The following is a 16,874-nucleotide window of genomic DNA, read 5'->3' as shown; positions in this document are numbered from 1 at the left end:
TTTCCAAACCGAGTTGCCGAAACCCGTCTGGACGACGCGCCGCAGGAGTGCTTGGTTGTCTCTTCGTGGCGGCCCACACGGACCGAAGGGAGCGGTACCGATGACCGACCAGACAGTGCCGGCGCAGGGCCCGGGGACGTCCGGGCCGGGGCCCGACGGAGCGGGGTTCACCTATCGAGGAACCGAGCAGGAACTGATCGTCGTCGCGCGTCCCGAGGCCAGGCTGCGTGCCGGGGCCGACGGGGTCCGCTCGGCGGCGGGCGCGGACCTGTCGGCCCTGGCCATGTTCCTCGGCGACGAACAGCTGCTCCTGGAGCCGCTGTTCGGCAGTGAGGAGCGTGTGCGGCAGTCCGGCGCCGAGGGCGTGCCCGACCTCGCGCTGTTCTACCGGGTGCGCGGCGGGGAGAGCCGGGCGCAGGAGCTGCGGGCCCGGATGGCCGCGCTGCCGGGTATCGACACGGCGTACGTCAAGCCGGGCGCCGCACCGGCGACCGTCTCGGACGACGACCGGCGGCTGAAGGAAGGCGCCCCGGTCACCCCTGATTTCAGCGGCCGTCAGGGGTATCTGCGACCGGCGCCGGAGGGGGTCGACGCGCACTGGGCCTGGCAGCGGCCCGGTGGCACCGGCCAGGGCGTGACGGTGATCGATGTCGAGGGAGCCTGGCAGCTGGGGCACGAGGACCTGGCCGCCAAGCTGGCCGGAGTGGTCGTCGGCACCCCGCTGACCGACCCGGCCTGGCGCAATCACGGCACCGCCGTGCTCGGGGTGCTCGGCGGGGACCGCACCGAGTACGGCATCACCGGGATCGTGCCGGACGCGGTGACCGCGGCCGCGTCGTTCCAGGGCAGCGGCACGGCCGCGGCGATCCACGCGGCCGCCGACCGGCTCGGCCCCGGTGACCTCCTGCTGGTCGAACTGCACCGCCCGGGACCGCGGTTCGAGTACACCGACCGCGACGACCAGCGTGGTTACATCCCGCTGGAGTGGTGGCCGGACGACTACGCGGCCGTACGGTACGCCGCCTCCCGGGGCGTCGTGGTCGTGGCGGCCGCCGGGAACGGCGGCGAGTCCCTCGACGACGCGGTGTACGAGCGGCGTCCCGACGGCTTCCCGTCCTGGTGGCGCAACCCGTTCAACTCGGCCAACCCGTCCTCCGGCGCCGTCCTGGTGGGCGCGGGTGCCCCGCCTCCCGGCACCCACGGCCGCGACCACGGGCCGGACCGTTCGCGGCTGGCGTTCTCCAACTACGGCGCCCGGGTGGACGCCCAGGGCTGGGGCCACGAGGTCACGACCACCGGTGGCTTCTGGGACCGGCCCGGTGACCTCCAGGGCGGGCCCGAGGAGATCGCCTGGTACACGGACACGTTCTCCGGGACCTCCTCGGCCACTCCGGTGGTGGCTGGCGCGCTGGCCGCGCTGCAGGGCATGCTCAAGGCGGCCGCCCAGCCCCCGATGTCCCCGGAGCGCGCCCGCGAAGTGCTCCGGGCCACCGGTTCCGCGCAGCAGGACGCACCGGGCCGGCCCGCCTCCCAGCGGATCGGCGCCCGGCCCGACATCAGGGCGGCGGTCACGCATCTGCTGCCGCAGGCGGTCGGCTCCGGCCGGGCGGAGCGGTACTGGGACGAGCTGCTCCCGTACCCCCGTGAACTCCCGCCCCGGCTCCGGCTGTTCGTGGCCGGCTCCTGGCGGAACCTGAATCGTCCGTCCCCCGAGATCCGCCAGGCGGTGCACACCGCCTTCGCGGGAGGGCGGCCCGATGTCCGCGTGTGGTTCGCGGACGACGAGATCGTCGGCCTGGTCGTGACGGGCTGACGTTCATCACCGAGCAAGAGTCCAGCAAGGCAAGAGTCCATCAAGGCAAGAGTCCATCAAGGGAAGGTGACACCACATGAGCACCACCCCGCAGATGAGCCCCATGGGACAGCAGTTCCCGACCACCTCGCCCCAGCAGCAGCCGTACGGCATGGGCACGTACGGGCCGGGCAGTTCGCTGGAGCAGCTCCAGCAGCTCGGGCAGCAGCAGCCGTACCACCAGCTGATGCAGCAGCTCGGGCAGCAGCAGGCACCCGGCGAGCAGCAGGTGCAGCAGCAGCTCCAGCAGGTGACGCAGGCCGCGATCCAGCAGGTCTCGGCGCAGGTGCTGCAGGCCGGCATCGCCAACGGCTTCATCGACATCGTGCAGCCGCTGCCCGGTCAGCCGCAGCAGATATTCCTCCGCTTCCAGGACGGCTTCCGGGTCCTCAACAACCCGACCCAGCAGGCCCACCGGGAGATCCAGGAGGCGTTCGCCCGCGGCCACCAGGTGATCGGCGTCTGGGACGGCACGTCACCGGCGATCCTGCGCAGCGTGCGGGTGCAGAAGCTCTGACCCGTGCGCGGCCGGCCCTGACCCACGCATAGACGAAGGGGCGCTTCCTCCGCGGAGGAAGCGCCCCTTCCGGCTTGTCAGAGCGCCACGCCCAGCAGGGCGTCCACGGCACGCGACACGACGCCGGGGGCGCCGGTGTCCGTACCGCCCTGCTCGTCCTGCAGCGTCACCCACCGGTCCACGGCGGCCAGCGCGGCGGGAGCGTCCAGGTCGTTCGCGAGGGCCTCGCGGATCTCCTCGACGAGGGCCTCGGCGGACGGGCCGTCGGGCCAGGAGACCGCGGCGCGCCAGCGGCCGAGCCGGGCCACCGCGTCCGCCAGCCCCTGGTCGGTCCACTCCCAGTCGGCCCGGTAGTGGTGGGCGAGGAGGGCGAGCCGGATGGCGCCGGGGTCGACGCCGTCGCGGCGCAGCTGCGAGACGAAGACGAGGTTGCCCTTGGACTTGGACATCTTCTCGCCGTGCAGGGCGACCATGCCGGCGTGGACGTACGCCTTGGCCATGGGGAACTCGCCGGTCAGCACCTGGGCATGTGAGGCGCCCATCTCGTGGTGCGGGAAGGCCAGGTCGGAGCCGCCGCCCTGGACGTCGAAGCCCATGTCGAGGTGGTCCAGGGCGATGGCGACGCACTCGATGTGCCAGCCGGGGCGGCCCCGGCCGAGCGAGCCGCCGTCCCAGCTGGGCTCGCCCTCGCGGGCGGCCATCCACAGCATCGGGTCGAGCGGGTTCTTCTTGCCCGGACGGTCCGGGTCGCCGCCGCGCTCGGCGGACAGCAGCCGCATGGCCGCGGCGTCGAGGTTCGAGACCTCGCCGAAGTGCGGGTCGGACTCGACGGAGAAGTAGATGTCGCCCTCGAGTTCATAGGCCGCGCCGAGGTCGCGCAGCCGCTCCACGAGCGGGACGATGCCGGGTATCGCCTCGACGGCGCCTATGTAGTGCCGCGGCGGGAGCATCCGCAGAGCGGTCATGTCCTCGCGGAACAGGGCCGTCTCCTTCTCGGCGAGGGCGACCCAGTCGAGGCCGTCCCGCTCCGCGCGCTCCAGCAGCGGATCGTCGACGTCCGTCACGTTCTGGACGTAGTGAACCTGCCGCTTGGTGTCGAGCCACACGCGCTGAACCAGGTCGAACGCGTTGTAGGTCGCCGCGTGACCCAGGTGGGTCGCGTCGTACGGGGTGATGCCGCAGACGTAGATACGGGCGACGGGACCGGGGTCAAGGGTGACCGGACCGCCGGTCGCGGTGTCGTGGATCCTCAGGTCGCGGCCCTGACCAGGCAGGGCGGGGACCTCGGAAGCGGGCCAGGCATGCATGTACATGAGCCTAACCGGCCAGAAGTTCGGTATACGAACCGGACCAGGCCGGATGGCCGGAAAGGCGATCTTGCGATCCTGCGCCCGGTGTGCCTTCCCGGTACTACACGGGTGGCCAGGGGATCGCCGGCCACTCCCCGCTCGGCTCGGGATGCGTCCCGGACGTGAGCAGCGCGCCGACACGCGCGCGTGTGGCCTCCAGCTCCGCGCCGGTGATCAGCCCGGCCAGCCGCACCCCGAGCGCGCCGCCGTCGCCCAGGGCGTCCGCGAGGCCCTTCAGGACGCCGACCGCCTCGGGGGTGAGCGGCTCCCCGGCCCAGCCCCACAGCAGGGTCCGCAGCTTGTTCTCGGCGTTGAAGGTGACACCGTGGTCGATGCCGTACAGCTCTCCGTCGGCGGTGGGCAGCAGATGGCCGCCCTTACGGTCGGCGTTGTTGATCACCGCGTCCAGGACGGCGAGCCGGCGCAGCCGCTCGTCGTCGGCGTGCACCAGCAGCGCGGTCCGGCCCTCACCCACCTCGGCAAAGCCGATCGCCTTCCAGCCCGGCCCCGGCTCCTCGCGGTCCACCAGGGCCAGCAGTTCGGCCTCGGGGGCCGCGTCGATCCACAGCTGGCACATGCCCTCGCCGTACGGCCCGTCGCGCAGCACGGTGGGCGGCACGAGACCCCAGCCGGTCGCCTCGGAGACCTCGTAGGCGGCCACCTCGCGCTCGGCCAGGGTGCCGTCGGGGAAGTCCCAGAGCGGACGTTCCCCGGCGATCGGCTTGTACACGCAGGAAGCTTCCCGCCCGTCGAACGCGACCGTGCAGAACAGCGTCGCGTTGGACGCCTCGCGGATGCGGCCGCGCACCTTCAGCTCACCGCGGGTGAGCAGTTCGGCGACGGTCACGCTCCGCGGCGGTATCCGTTCTGGCGCGGACATACGTGTCCTTCCGGATCGAGCGGGAGGCTGCACAGCGGACACGGCGGCCGCCCGGCGTTGACGACGTCGAGGGCGCGCTTGGCGAAGGCCCTGGCCTGCGCGCCGGTGAGCCGGACCCGCAGCATCGGGGGCCCGTTCTCCTCGTCCTGGAGCAGCCGCTCCTCGGCCTCCGCGAGGTCCTCGTCGGTGTCGGCGTCCAGCTCGACGAGCGCCTGGGCCTCGACGATCATGCGCTGCTCCTCGCCGTCCCAGGCCAGGGCCATGGTGCCGACGCGGAACTCCTCCTCGATGGGGGTGTCCAGCGGAGCCGAGTCGGAGATCTCCGTGGGCACCATGGCGGGGACGGCAGCGTTGCCGCCGCTACGGCGTACGACCTCGTCGAGCAGCTCGTCCATGCGCTCGGCGAGCGCGGCGACCTGGGTCTTCTCCAGGACCACGCTGGTCACCCGGGGGCCGGCGGTGGCCTGGAGGAAGAACGTACGGCGCCCGGGCAGTCCGACCGTGCCGGCCACGAAGCGGTCCGGCGGGTCGTAGAGGAACACCTGACGGGACACGTCCTGTCTCCATTGAAATCGAGAGTGCGTGAATCGAGAGTGCGGAAATCGGGGTTGCGCGGAGGTTCGTGCGCGAACGCGGATGAGTGGATCGCTTCACCCTACTGCGGCCGACGATCACGGTGCGCCCGCACCACCCCCGACCGGTGCGTCTTCTCCCGGGGGTTCCTCGCGCGGGGCAAGGGAGGCGAAATCCCCGGTGTCGCCGAGACGAACGACAAAGGGCCTGAGGCGGGTGTAGCGGATCGCGGTGATGGAACACGGTTCGACGGAGATCCGCTGGAAGAGGTCGAGATGAAGTCCGAGGGCGTCCGCGACGAGGGACTTGATGATGTCGCCGTGCGAGCACATGAGGTACACGGCGTCGGCGCCGTGCTCGCGCTCCACGCGCGCGTTCCACTCGCGTACGGCCTCTGCGGCGCGGGTCTGCATCGCCCGCATGGACTCCCCGCCGGGGAACGCGGCCGCCGACGGGTGGGCCTGCACCACCTGCATCAGCGGCTCGTCCTTGAGCTCGGCGAGCTTGCGGCCGGACCAGTCGCCGTAGTGGCACTCCCCGATCCGCTCGTCGGTGTGCGCGCGCAGTCCGGGCCGGGCGTCGAGGAGGGGCTGGATCGTCTCCTGGCAGCGCTGCAGCGGGCTGGTGACGACCTCGGCGACCGGCAGTTCGGCCAGCCGCCCGGGCAGCGCCGAAGCCTGGGCGGCCCCTCGCTCGTCGAGGGCGACACCCGGCGTCCAGCCGGCGAGCACGCCCGCGGTGTTGGCGGTGGATCGTCCGTGCCTTACGAGGATCAGGGTGGGCATGCGGCCCAGGGTAGGCGCACACCGGAGTGCGCAGACGGGCGGACGAGGGGAGAATACGCTCCGTGATCGTCGACTGCGCCATCTATCGCGACGGGCACCGTATGGAGGGTCCCGACGACTTCTCCGACGCCCTCGCGGAGGCACGTGCCCGTGGTGACAGCTTCCTCTGGATCGGCCTGTACGAGCCGACGGAGAAGGAGTTCGACCTGGTCACCGAGGCGTTCGGGCTCCATCCGCTGGCCGTGGAGGACGCCCTGAAGGCACACCAGCGGCCCAAGCTGGAGGTGTACGACGACTCGCTGTTCGTGGTGCTGAAGCCGGTGACGTACGAGCCGAAGAGCGACCGGGTGACCTCCGGCGAGCTGATGCTCTTCCTCGGCGACTCGTTCGTGGTGACCGTGCGCCACGGCGAGGGCTCGCCCCTCGGGACCATCCGGCGCCACTTGGAGGAGCAGCACGAGATGCTGCGGCACGGTACGACCGGGGTGCTGTACTCGATCGCCGACGCGATCGTGGACCACTATCTGGAGGTGGCCACCGAACTGGGCACCGACCTGGAGGAGTTGGAGGCCGAGGTGTTCTCGCCCGCGTTCGGCGGCTCACGGCACACGGCGTCGCGGATCTACGCCTTCAAACGGCAGGTCCTGGAGTTCCGCCGGGCGACGGTGCCGCTCGCGGTGCCCATGGGCAGGCTCGCGGGACTGGGCCCCTCCGGCGCGGCCGTGCCGTTCGTGCACGAGAAGGCGCGCCCGTTCTTCCGGGACGTCAACGACCACCTCACCCGCGTGAACGAGTCGGTGGAGGGTCTGGACCGGCTGGTGTCGGACGTCCTGTCGGCGTACCTGGCGCAGATGAGCGTCCGGCAGAACGACGACATGCGGAAGATCTCGGCGTGGGCGGCGATGGCCGCGGTCCCCACGATGATCGCGGGGATCTACGGCATGAACTTCGACCACATGCCCGAGCTGCACTGGCTGTGGTCGTATCCGACGGTGATCGCCGCGGTGATCGCGCTGGAGGTCGTGCTGTACCGCCTGTTCAAGCGGCGCGGCTGGCTGTGACGCGGCTTCAGGCGAACTCGGCGGCGGTGGTCGCGGGACCGCCGAGGGCGTTGCGCCGCTCGGGCATCCGCAGGGACACCATCCGCCGCCAGCCCGCGAGCCGCTCCCAGGCGTACACGGCGTGGATGCCGGCGGCGAGCACCAGGGACCTGGACCTCGGCCAGCACAGGATGCGCCCCATGTGGGCCATGACCGCGAGACTGACGTCCCGGTAGATCATGATCTCGGCGAGCGCGCACTCGCGCAGGGTCCGCTGGATGGCGCGGCCGTGGCCGGCGCGGGCGAGGCGGAGCAGTTCCTCGTGGCAGTAGGCGAGGTGGTTGTCCTCGTCCTGGGAGATCATCCGCACCGCGCGGCCGATGTCCGGGTGGTCGGCGAAGTGCTTGCGCAGCAGTTCCATCTGCTCGGAGGCCCGCTGCTCGGTGACCCGGCTGTGGGCGAGGTAGGTGACGATGTCCGGCACGGTCAGCGGCCTGTCGGCCGCGAGCTTCTCGTGGGCGAGGCCGATGCCGTGCCGTTCGAGGAGCATGGTGTAGTCCGTGTCGGGCGGGACGGGGACGGGCCGCAGTCCGCGCTTCTTCATGAGGGAGTTGAAGATCCGCCCGTGCTTGTCCTCGTCCGCGCCGTGGCGGGCGATCTTGGGGGCGATCTCGCGTTCGGTCTGCGGCACCAGCACGGCGATCCGCGCGTTCTCCCAGCCGCCCTGGGACTCCCCGCTGGCCGCGATGGAGCAGAAGAGCCGGAAGGACTCGTCGTTGTCGAGGATCTCCTGGAACAGACTCTTGGCCGAAAGCATCGTGGGCACCTCTCCGCAGGACGTGCGGATTCCGCAGATTTCCGCAGGTTCCGCAAAGAACGAGTCAATTGCGGCATCGGAGGCGTTGCAACAGCTGCGTCGGACAAGTGCGCCGAAAGAAGGAGCACCGGTGTCGTACCAGGGGCGTAACCGCCGGGGCCCGGGCGCGTTGTTCCCCGTGACGGCCGTGGCGGGGAAGACCCCCGAGCCCCCACCACGGCCGCTGAAAATCCCCTTCGGGCGTTACGCTCCCTTTACTTCCACTTTACGCCGATATGGCATTTTCACGCCGGTCGGCTTCACACCCGTCGCTTCACACCAGGCCGGCGCGCTCGGCGGCCTCGCTGCCGGCGCGGAGGGAGGCGATCCGCTCGTCGAGCGTGAAGCCCGCGGGAGCGAGGGTGAGGGTGGAGACCCCGGCCTCGGCGTAGGCCTTCATGCGGTCGGCGATGCGGTCCACGGAGCCGAGCAGCGTGGTCTGGTCGATCAGCTCGTGCGGTACGGCGGCCGCGGCGCCCTGCTTGTCGCCGGACAGGTACTTGTCCTGGATCTCGGCGGCTTCCTTCTCGTAGCCCATGCGCTGGGCGAGCTGGTTGTAGAAGTTCTGCTTGCGGCTGCCCATGCCGCCGACGTACAGCGCGGTGTAGGGGCGGAAGGTGTCGGCGAGCCGGGTCACGTCCTTGTCCTCGCCGACGGCCAACGGGAGGGTCGGGCAGACGTCGAACCCGTCGAGGGTCAGGCCCGCCTTCTCCCGGCCCGCACGCAGGTACTTCATGGCGGTCTCCTCGAGGTGCTCGGCCGCGGGGAAGATCAGCAGCGCGCCGTCGGCGATCTCACCGGTCTGCTCGAGGTTCTTGGGGCCGATGGCGGCGATGTAGAGCGGAATGTGCTCGCGCTGCGGATGGACGGTCAGCTTGATCGGCTTGCCCGGGCCGCCGGGCAGCGGCAGGGTCCAGTGCTCGCCCTCGTACGACAGCCGCTCCCGCGTCATGGCCTTCCGTACGATCTCGACGTACTCCCGCGTCCGCGCCAGCGGCTTGTCGAACTTGACGCCGTACCAGCCCTCGGAGACCTGCGGCCCGGAGACCCCGAGGCCGAGCCGGAACCGTCCCCCGGAGAGCGAGTCGAGCGTCGCGGCGGTCATCGCGGTCATCGCGGGCTGGCGGGCCGGGATCTGCATGATGGCGGAGCCCACGTCGATGCGCTCGGTCCGCGCGGCGACGAACGAGAGCACCGTGGGCGCGTCGGATCCATAGGCCTCCGCGGCCCAGCACACGGCGTAGCCGAGCCGGTCCGCCTCCTGGGCCACGGCGAGGTTGTCCGCGTCCATTCCGGCACCCCAGTAGCCGAGGTTGATCCCGAGCTGCATGACCGCTCCCCTTACTGATCAGTAATGTCCCTGTGCCGGAGACACTAGCGCGGCGGGCCTTCCGTCGGCAGAGGGTGCTGCTTCCGTCGGCGGAGGGAAGCAGCCTCCGGTGGGCCGCGGGGGCCGGCCCGGCTGCGGTCCGCACGGGGAAATCGGTTGTCCACAGGCAACGCAATCCATGACCTCTGGCCAGTAATCTCGGCGTTCATGGAGCAGAGGCATCTCGGCCGGACCGGCCTGCGCGTGTCCCGGATCGGACTCGGCACCCTCACCTGGGGCCGGGACACCGACGAGCACGACGCCGCGGACATGCTGAAGGCGTTCTGGGAGGCGGGCGGGACCCTCGTCGACACCGCGGACGTGTACGGCGACGGAGAGGCCGAGTACCTGCTCGGGCGGCTCATAGAAGGGCTCGTGCCGCGCCGGGACCTGGTCATCTCGACGAAGGCCGGGAGCGTACCGGACCCGGATCGCCGCTTCGACGGCTCGCGCGGTCATCTGCTCGCCGCGCTGGACGCCTCCCTCGCCCGCCTCGGCACGGACCATGTCGACATCTGGCACGTGCACGCCTTCGACCCGGACACCCCGCTGGAGGAGACCCTGCAGGCCCTCGACCTCGCGGTGAGCAGCGGCCGTGCCCGCTATGCCGGAGTCTCCAACTTCTGCGGCTGGCAGCTCGCCAAGGCGGCGACGTGGCAGCTCGCGGCCCCGGGCACGCGCACCCGGCTGGCCAGCTCGCAGATGGAGTACTCGCTGCTCCAGCGCGGCGTGGAACGCGAGGTGCTGCCCGCCGCCCTCGACCTGGGCGTCGGTCTGCTGCCCTCCTCGCCGCTCGGCCGCGGCGTGCTCACCGGCAAGTACCGCCACGCCACCCCCCCGGACTCGCGCGGCGCCTCGGAGCATCTGGCGCCCTTCGTGGCGCCGTATCTCGACGACGCGGCGACCCGCATCGTGGACGCGGTGACGACGGCGGCGGACGGGCTGGCGGTGACCCCGCTCCAGGTGGCCCTCGCATGGGTCCGCGACCGGCCCGGCGTAGCCGCCCCGATCATCGGCGCGCGCAACGCACAGCAGCTCACCGCGGCATTGTCAGTGGAGGCCCTTAGTCTTCCTGACGAGATCTGCCGGGCGCTGGACGACGTGTCGGCGCCCCTGCACCGCTATCCCGATCACGACTGGAGCACGCTGTGAGCACGGAGCCGGAGACCACGGAGGAAGCCGAGCCGGGGCCCCCGGACGTTCCGGACGCCGCGGAGAGCGGCACCGCCGCCGACCCGACGGCCCCGGATGCCGGGCAGGAGGCCCGGCCGGATCAGGCGGAGACCGCCGCCGCGCCCGACCGGTCCGAGGCGGAAGCCGAGCTGGCGGCGCAGAAAGTAGAACGGGAGCGGATCGAGCGGCGCAAGGCGGAGAAGAAGGGGCCGGTCGCCGGCGGCGCCAAGCTCAGCGGCACAGCGGCCGATCTGCTCGCGGCCGTGCGGGCGGTGGAGGGCGGCGAGAAGCCGGCATCCGCGGTCTTCGCCGAACCGGCACCCGCCCCGCGCAAACCGGCGTCGCCGGAGCCCGCGCGCCGACCGCAGCCCGCGGCACCGGCCGCCGACCGGGCCTTCGCGCTCACCGCGCCCGCCCATGCCCCTGCCCCGGAAGCCGTCGACGCCGTACGCAGTGTGCTGACCGAGGGTGGCGCGCCCGACTCCCTCGCACCCCAGGTCGCGACGGCCCTCGGCGAAGGTGCGGACGCACAGCTGCGGGAGGACCCGTGGCAGCTCCTGAAGATCGCCGGTGTGCGGCCGGAGCAGGCCGACGGGTTCGCGCGGGCGCTGCTCGGCGCGGAGTGCGGCCCGGACGACGAGCGGCGCGGCCGGGCGCTGACCGGCCGGCTGCTGGAGCAGGCGGCCCTGGCCGGGCACACCGCCCTGGAGCTGCCCGTGCTCACCGCCGCGCTGGCCCAGTGGAACGTGCCGGATCCCGACGCTGCCGTGCAGAGCTCCCTCTCGGAGGGCGAGGCCCTGGTCTTCCAGGACGCCCTGGACGAGCCGGGAGCCCCGGTCCGGCCGGAACCCCGGGAGGACGAGGAGGAGGGCGGCGAGGAGCGTCCCGTCCGTGTCCTGGTCGGCCTGGAGCGGTACGCGCTCGCCGAGGAGAGCCTCGCCGACGGCCTGGCCCGCCTGCTCAACTCCGTGCCCAAGGAGGACGGTCCGGGCGAGGCCTGGGAGCGGGCCGCCGCCGGTGCCGGGGGCTCCGCGGGCGAGCTGATCCGGGCGGTCGCGGCGCACGGCCTGGTGCTGCACACCGGTGGACACGCGTCCCTCGCCGACCCGGCGCGCCTGCTGCACGAGGCGCCCGGTCTCGGGCAGCGCGCCTGGGCGGTGACGCACACCGACAGCGGCCGGGACGAGTTCACGGCCCTGGCGGCCGGGTTCGGCGAGCAGGACGGACCGTCCGGTGGCGCGACGGCCACCGTGGCCGGGCTGCTGTCCGGCGCCGAGGGCCCGGGGCGGGACGCGGACGGTGCGTTCGACCTCGACCTGCTGATCGTGCTCGACGCGCCCCAGTTGGACGTGGAGACGGCGGCCCTGCTCGTCGAGTCGCTGGCGGACGGTGCCCGGCTGGTGCTGGCCGGTGATCCCGCCGTGCTCTGGTCGGCCGGGCCCGGGCGGGTGTTCGCGGACCTGCTGGCGGGGCGGGTGTGCCCGCAGGTCGCCTCGCGCGTGCCCGATCCCGGTCCCCTCGGCGAGCTGGTCTCCGGCATCGGCATCGGCGAGCTCAGCCAGGTCGAGGCGCCCGGCAAGGAGATCGTCATCGTGCCGGTGCGGGACGCGGGCGAGGCGGTGCACCGGACCGTGCAGCTGGTGGCGGACTCCGTGCCGCGGGCCATCGGCGTACCGGCCGAGCAGACGGTGGTGATCACCCCGGGGCACGGCGGAGCCGCGGGCTCCCGTGCGCTCAACACGGCGCTCAAGGAGCGGCTCAACCCGGGCCCGGGCCGTTTCGGCGGCTTCGACCCGGGTGACCGGATCGCCTACTCCCCCGCGCCAGGGCGCACCCTGCCGGGCGTGGTGGTGAAGGCCGACGCCGACGGGCTGCACCTGTCGTGCGCGGGCGCCCCCGTGGTCGTACCGAAAGAACGGGTGGAGCAGTCCGTGCGCCACGGGTGGGCGCTGACCGCGCACCAGGCCGTGGGCGGCCGCTGGCCTGCGGTGGTCGTGGTGCTGCCCGGCGATGCCGCGCAGTCCCTGAGCCGGCCTTGGGTGTACACCGCGTTCAGCCGGGCGGCCCGCCATCTGTCCGTGGTCCACGGTGTGGAGCAGGCGCTGCCCAGGGCGGTCGCCGAGACCCCGGCCAAGCCGCGCACGACGCGGCTGCCGGCCCTGCTGAAGGCCCAGGTCCCGGCGTCCGGTTGAGCGCTCCGGCGGTGCCGGACCGGCCTCGGCGCCGGTCCGGCAGCGCCCCGTGCACCGGCGATCCACGATGGGTGACGCACGGGGCGGTGATCGACGGATCAGCGATCCGCGTCCAACGGCTCCAGGTCTTCGTCGCCGTCCAGGTCGAGCTCGTCCTCGAGATCGTCGTCCCCGGTCACGTCGTCGATCTCGTCGTCGATCTCGTCGTCGAAGACCGCGCTGACGTCGAACCGGCAGACCACCCGCTGCGGGTCGACCTGCTCGAAGGGCGCCTCCAGCCACTCGCCGGGGTCGGCGGGGTCGTCCGCGGCGGTCACCCACAGCGTGGCGTCGCCCTCCTCCAGCCCGAACTCCTTGTGCCGGGAGGCGATCTCGTCCGGTTCGAACTCCCCGAACAGGACCCCCAGCGCCCCGTGCACCGTGCCGGAGGCCTCCGTGTCCGCGCCGTCCCCGTACTCCGCCGCCTCGACCCGCTCGGCCTGCGCCAGTAGTCGCTGCGGTTCCGCGACGGAGTAGTCACGGCGGATCAGCACGCTGATCGCGTTCGGTTCCTCGGGGCCCGCGTACGGCGGCAGCGTGTCTTCCGTACCGGGGATCTCGAAGGGAGTGACCTCGTCGTAGCGGTCGTAGAGCAGCTCGTCGTACGCCTCGGCGGCCGCGGCCAGCTCGTTGAACGCCTCGTAGACAGCGGGGTCGTCCTCCCCCGACCTGCGTTCGACCGCCGCCAGGTGACGGTCGAGCGCGGTCTTGACCGCCTCGGCGGCGGCACGTACCTCGGCAGCGGTGGGCTGCGCAGCATCAGACATAGTGCAGACGCTATCCGTACCGGGCCCCAGCCCGCACAATAGATGCGATGCCGGAATACGAATTTGTCGACGTGTACGTACCGCGCGGGGTCTCCCGCAAGGAGGCGACGCGTCTGCTGACGGACCATGCCGAGTACGGACACTGGGAGTTGGACCGACTGAGCCTGATGCGCGACGGCAGCCGCAGGGTGCGGTTGCGCCGGCGGATCATCCGCCAGGTGCGCGCCACGTGGTGAGTCAGGGCACCTGAACGGAGCGGGCCCCGCTTCGGCGGGGCCCGCTCCGATTTCCCGGGTTCCGGTCCTGTCCCGCGCTCGTGCGCTATGCCGAGGCGCGGGCCTTGCGGTACATCACGGCTCCGGCGAGCAGAGCCCCCGCGCCCACCGGCAGCACGATGCCCATCGGCAGGTCACTGCCGGTGTGGGCGAGCTGCGCGGCGCCGGACGGCAGCTGGGCGACGACGTTCGCCCCCTGCGGAGCGCCGTGCGAGGAGCCACCGGGGGTGCCGTGGCCCTTGGTGGGCGGGGTGCCCGGGTGACCGGGTGTACCGGGGTGGCCCGGGTGACCGGGCGTACCCGGCTGACCCGGGTGTCCGGGCGTACCCGGCTGACAGGGGTGCCCGGGGGTGCCGGGCTGCCCCGGCTGCCCGGGCGGCGGCGTGCCGTGGCCGCCCCCTGGCGGCGTCCCGTGACCGCCGCCCGGGGGCGTGCCGTGCCCCCCGCCGGGCGGCTGGCTGGGGTGTCCGCCCCCGGAGCTGCCATTGGCGCAGTCGTTGCCCACGGCCGCGTTGCCGGCCCCCACGACATTGACGCTGTTGCCGCACACATTGACCGGCACGTCGATCGGCGCCTGCACGGTGTTGCCCGAGCCGACACCGGGCGAACCCGAGGTGTGTCCGCCCGCGTGCGAGCCGCCGTGATCACCGGAGCCGCCTTGGTTGTCGCACTGGTTGCCCACGGACGGGTTGAGGAGCCCGACGACGTTCACGCTGTTGCCGCACACATTGACCGGCACGTCGATCGGAGCCTGCACGGTGTTGCCCGAGCCGACACCGGGCGAACCCGAGGTGTGTCCGCCCGCGTGCGAGCCGCCGTGATCACCGGAGCCGCCTTGGTTGGCGCACTGGTTGCCCACGGACGGGTTGAGGAGCCCGACGACGTTCACGGTGTTGCCGCAGACGTTCACCGGCACGTGCACCGGCGCCTGCACGGTGTTGCCGGACAGTACGCCCGGCGAGTTCGAAGCGGAGCCGCTCGCGCCCGAGTCGGCGTGGGCGTAGCCGCCCGCCGCGGCGAGAACTCCGGTGGCCGCCGCCACGGTCATCAGGCCCTTGCGGGTGCCCAGTCGCATTGGTGATTCCCCCCTGCCTTCGTTCCTGCTACGAATTTCCTGCACTGAACTCGTACGGCGAATTCGCACGGTTGATTCGCACGGTTGATTCGCACGGTTGACTCGCGCGATTGATTCGCACGGCGATTCCCCTGGTGAATTCAGCGTGAAAAGAAACCGTTCGGCCCCGGAGCGCATGGCGCGCGCTCCGGGGCCGACGGAAGGACGCCCCTCGGGGAGTCGTCGTCAGTGGTTGACGCAGGTGTTGCCGAAGGCGGGGTTCAGCAGCCCGATCACCGAGATCGTGTTGCCGCAGACGTTCACCGGGACGTGCACCGGCACCTGGATGACGTTGCCGGAAGCGACACCCGGGGAGTGCACGGCCGCACCCTGGGCACCGGAGTCGGCGACGGCGAGGCCCGCACCCGCGAGCACCAGACCACCAGTGGCAGCCGCAGCAGCGACGACCTTCTTGAGCATTGTTCCTCCTTGTTGGCAAAGCGATCCCAAGTAGCTGATCGCATCACCAGTAACGAGGAGGGAGTAATGGAGCTACGAGCCTATGGTCACATTCACTCTTCTCAGTTACCTCCGCACAGGTGGCCGATTGTCAGGGTTGCCGGGTGCTTTGTTTCGGCGGGCTTTTTCAGGACGCGTCGATGAACCGGTCGAGCACCCGCACACCGAACTGCAGCCCGTCCACCGGCACCCGCTCGTCGACGCCGTGGAACATGCCCGCGAAGTCCAGCTCCGGCGGCAGCTTGAGGGGCACGAAGCCGAAGCCCCGGATGCCCAGGTCGTCGAAGGACTTGGCGTCGGTGCCGGCGGAGAGCATGAAGGGGATCGCCTTCGCGGTGGGATCCTCGGCGAGCAGCGCGGACTGCATGGCCTCGACGATCGCCCCGTCGAAGGTGGTCTCCACGGCCTTGTCCGAGTGCACGTCCTCGCGCCGCACCTTCGGGCCCAGGATCCGGTCGAGGTCGGCGAGGAACTCCTCCTCGAACCCGGGCAGGAACCGGCCGTCGATGTTGGCGGTGGCCTCGCCCGGGATGACGTTGACCTTGTAGCCGGCATTCAGCTGCGTGGGGTTGGCCGTGTTGCGCAGGCTCGCGCCGATGAGCTTGGCGATGCTGCCGAGCTTGGCGAGGGTGGACTCCATGTCCTCCGGGTCGAGCTCGGTGCCGAGCGCGTCGCCCAGCTCGTCGAGGAAGGCCCGGGTCGTCTTGGTGACGCGCACCGGGAACTTGTGCCGGCCCACCCGGGCGACGGCCTCCGACAGCTCGGTGATCGCGTTGTCCCGGTGGATCATCGAGCCGTGCCCGGCCCGGCCGGCCACGGTCAGCTTCATCCAGTGCAGGCCCTTCTCGGCCGTCTGGATCAGATAGAGGCGCCGCTGCTCGTTCACGGTGAACGAGAACCCGCCGACCTCGCTGATGGCCTCGGTGACGCCGTCGAAGAGCTCGGGGTGGTTGTCCACCAGCCACCGGGCGCCGTACGTGCCCCCCGCCTCCTCGTCCGCGAGGAAGGCGAGCACGATGTCCCGGGGCGGCCGGCGCCCGCTGCGCAGCCGGTCGCGCACCACGGCCAGCGTCATCGCGTCCATGTCCTTCATGTCGACGGCCCCGCGCCCCCACACGCACCCGTCCGTGACCTCGCCGGAGAAGGGATGGTGGGTCCAGTCGTCGCCGTTGGCCGGTACGACGTCCAGGTGGCCGTGGATCAGCAGCGCGGGCCGGGACGGATCCTCGCCCTCGATACGGGCCACGGTCGAGGCACGCCCCGGGTGCGACTCGAAGATCCTCGGTTCGAGACCCACCTCGGCGAGCTTCTCCGCCACGTACTCCGCGGCCTTGCGCTCGCCCGGGCCGGAGTGGTCCCCGTAGTTGCTGGTGTCGATCTGGATCAGCTCGCGACAGAGGTCCACGACCTCGTCCTGGCCCGTGACGCTCCTGGCCGTGTCCTTCTCGCTCACGCTGCTTCCTCCCACTGGCGCTGCTGGTCGGTCCCCCACATCCTCCCTCTCCCCCGCTCCGCCCCCAAGGCCGGACCCGGCCCGTCACAAGCCGTTCACGACCGCCCGGCGCCCGGAACGGGGTGTGATCGGCCACCCCTGAAAGCCTGGTAATGTTTCCTTCGTCGCCGCGAGGGAAACC

At 71.8% G+C, this 16,874-nt stretch carries 16 protein-coding genes; 6 read left to right on the top strand and 10 right to left on the bottom strand.

Features of this window, described 5'->3' with window-relative positions; all coding sequences use genetic code 11:
* Positions 1–100: 100 nt before the first annotated feature.
* Together Q8A52_RS23685 and Q8A52_RS23680 are read left to right on the top strand one after the other, a co-directional pair.
* Positions 101–1,813 (top strand): S8 family peptidase, encoded by a 1,713-nt coding sequence (locus tag Q8A52_RS23685; protein WP_316754907.1) that lies wholly within the window; start codon positions 101–103, stop codon positions 1,811–1,813.
* Between the two features lie 76 nt (positions 1,814–1,889).
* Positions 1,890–2,369 carry a hypothetical protein gene (locus Q8A52_RS23680; RefSeq protein WP_316754905.1) on the top strand — a complete coding sequence of 160 codons (480 nt, stop codon included), beginning with the start codon at positions 1,890–1,892 and terminating at the stop codon, positions 2,367–2,369.
* Between the two features lie 77 nt (positions 2,370–2,446).
* Here the strand turns inward: Q8A52_RS23680 and mshC are convergent, their stop codons facing one another.
* The 4 genes from mshC to Q8A52_RS23660 form a co-directional block, all read right to left on the bottom strand.
* The gene (gene mshC / locus Q8A52_RS23675; protein ID WP_316754903.1) at positions 2,447–3,676 is read right to left on the bottom strand and encodes a cysteine--1-D-myo-inosityl 2-amino-2-deoxy-alpha-D-glucopyranoside ligase; all 1,230 of its coding nucleotides are present in this window, start codon (positions 3,674–3,676) and stop codon (positions 2,447–2,449) included.
* 103 nt (positions 3,677–3,779) lie between these two features.
* Positions 3,780–4,598, bottom strand: coding sequence for an SCO1664 family protein (locus Q8A52_RS23670; RefSeq protein WP_316754901.1), 819 nt, complete (start codon positions 4,596–4,598; stop codon positions 3,780–3,782).
* A complete protein-coding gene (locus tag Q8A52_RS23665; protein WP_316754899.1) occupies positions 4,562–5,152 on the bottom strand; it encodes a DUF3090 domain-containing protein in 591 nt (196 codons plus the stop codon). Before Q8A52_RS23665 ends, Q8A52_RS23670 begins: the two co-directional genes overlap by 37 nt.
* Before the next feature lie 117 nt (positions 5,153–5,269).
* Positions 5,270–5,956 (bottom strand): histidine phosphatase family protein, encoded by a 687-nt coding sequence (locus tag Q8A52_RS23660; RefSeq protein ID WP_316754897.1) that lies wholly within the window; start codon positions 5,954–5,956, stop codon positions 5,270–5,272.
* 62 nt (positions 5,957–6,018) lie between these two features.
* Between Q8A52_RS23660 and corA the strand changes: the two genes are divergently transcribed.
* The gene (gene corA, locus Q8A52_RS23655) at positions 6,019–7,017 is read left to right on the top strand and encodes a magnesium/cobalt transporter CorA (protein WP_316754895.1); all 999 of its coding nucleotides are present in this window, start codon (positions 6,019–6,021) and stop codon (positions 7,015–7,017) included.
* Between the two features lie 7 nt (positions 7,018–7,024).
* Here the strand turns inward: corA and Q8A52_RS23650 are convergent, their stop codons facing one another.
* Together Q8A52_RS23650 and Q8A52_RS23645 are read right to left on the bottom strand one after the other, a co-directional pair.
* On the bottom strand, positions 7,025–7,813 hold the full coding sequence (locus Q8A52_RS23650) for a ferritin-like domain-containing protein (RefSeq protein WP_316754892.1): 789 nt from the start codon (positions 7,811–7,813) through the stop codon (positions 7,025–7,027).
* Positions 7,814–8,126: 313 nt separating this feature from the next.
* Entirely contained in the window at positions 8,127–9,182 is a 1,056-nt protein-coding gene (locus tag Q8A52_RS23645) for an LLM class F420-dependent oxidoreductase (RefSeq protein WP_316754891.1), read from the bottom strand.
* Positions 9,183–9,389: 207 nt separating this feature from the next.
* Between Q8A52_RS23645 and Q8A52_RS23640 the strand changes: the two genes are divergently transcribed.
* Positions 9,390–10,373: an aldo/keto reductase gene (locus tag Q8A52_RS23640; RefSeq protein WP_316754889.1), complete on the top strand. Its 984-nt coding sequence runs from the start codon at positions 9,390–9,392 to the stop codon at positions 10,371–10,373.
* Positions 10,370–12,586 carry a helix-hairpin-helix domain-containing protein gene (locus Q8A52_RS23635; RefSeq protein ID WP_316754887.1) on the top strand — a complete coding sequence of 739 codons (2,217 nt, stop codon included), beginning with the start codon at positions 10,370–10,372 and terminating at the stop codon, positions 12,584–12,586. The genes Q8A52_RS23640 and Q8A52_RS23635 overlap by 4 nt, the downstream gene beginning before the upstream one ends.
* Before the next feature lie 98 nt (positions 12,587–12,684).
* On the opposite strand, the gene Q8A52_RS23630 is transcribed toward Q8A52_RS23635, so the two are convergent.
* The gene (locus Q8A52_RS23630; protein ID WP_316754885.1) at positions 12,685–13,392 is read right to left on the bottom strand and encodes a hypothetical protein; all 708 of its coding nucleotides are present in this window, start codon (positions 13,390–13,392) and stop codon (positions 12,685–12,687) included.
* A 47-nt stretch (positions 13,393–13,439) separates the two neighbouring features.
* Here Q8A52_RS23630 and Q8A52_RS23625 point away from each other — a divergent pair, with 47 nt between their 5' ends.
* The gene (locus tag Q8A52_RS23625; protein WP_046732800.1) at positions 13,440–13,628 is read left to right on the top strand and encodes a DUF5703 family protein; all 189 of its coding nucleotides are present in this window, start codon (positions 13,440–13,442) and stop codon (positions 13,626–13,628) included.
* 85 nt (positions 13,629–13,713) lie between these two features.
* Here Q8A52_RS23625 and Q8A52_RS23620 read toward each other — a convergent pair whose 3' ends face one another.
* The 3 genes from Q8A52_RS23620 to Q8A52_RS23610 all read right to left on the bottom strand — a co-directional run bounded on the left by Q8A52_RS23620 (position 13,714) and on the right by Q8A52_RS23610 (position 16,693).
* Positions 13,714–14,742 carry a chaplin gene (locus Q8A52_RS23620; protein ID WP_316754877.1) on the bottom strand — a complete coding sequence of 343 codons (1,029 nt, stop codon included), beginning with the start codon at positions 14,740–14,742 and terminating at the stop codon, positions 13,714–13,716.
* Positions 14,743–14,967: 225 nt separating this feature from the next.
* A complete protein-coding gene (gene chpH, locus Q8A52_RS23615) occupies positions 14,968–15,201 on the bottom strand; it encodes a chaplin ChpH (protein ID WP_316754875.1) in 234 nt (77 codons plus the stop codon).
* A 166-nt stretch (positions 15,202–15,367) separates the two neighbouring features.
* Positions 15,368–16,693 carry a M20/M25/M40 family metallo-hydrolase gene (locus Q8A52_RS23610; protein WP_316754873.1) on the bottom strand — a complete coding sequence of 442 codons (1,326 nt, stop codon included), beginning with the start codon at positions 16,691–16,693 and terminating at the stop codon, positions 15,368–15,370.
* Between the last annotated feature and the right edge of the window lie 181 nt (positions 16,694–16,874).

The organism is Streptomyces herbicida (assembly GCF_032656585.1).
Lineage (GTDB): Bacteria > Actinomycetota > Actinomycetes > Streptomycetales > Streptomycetaceae > Streptomyces > Streptomyces herbicida.
This window is presented reverse-complemented; position numbering and strand designations above follow the sequence as displayed.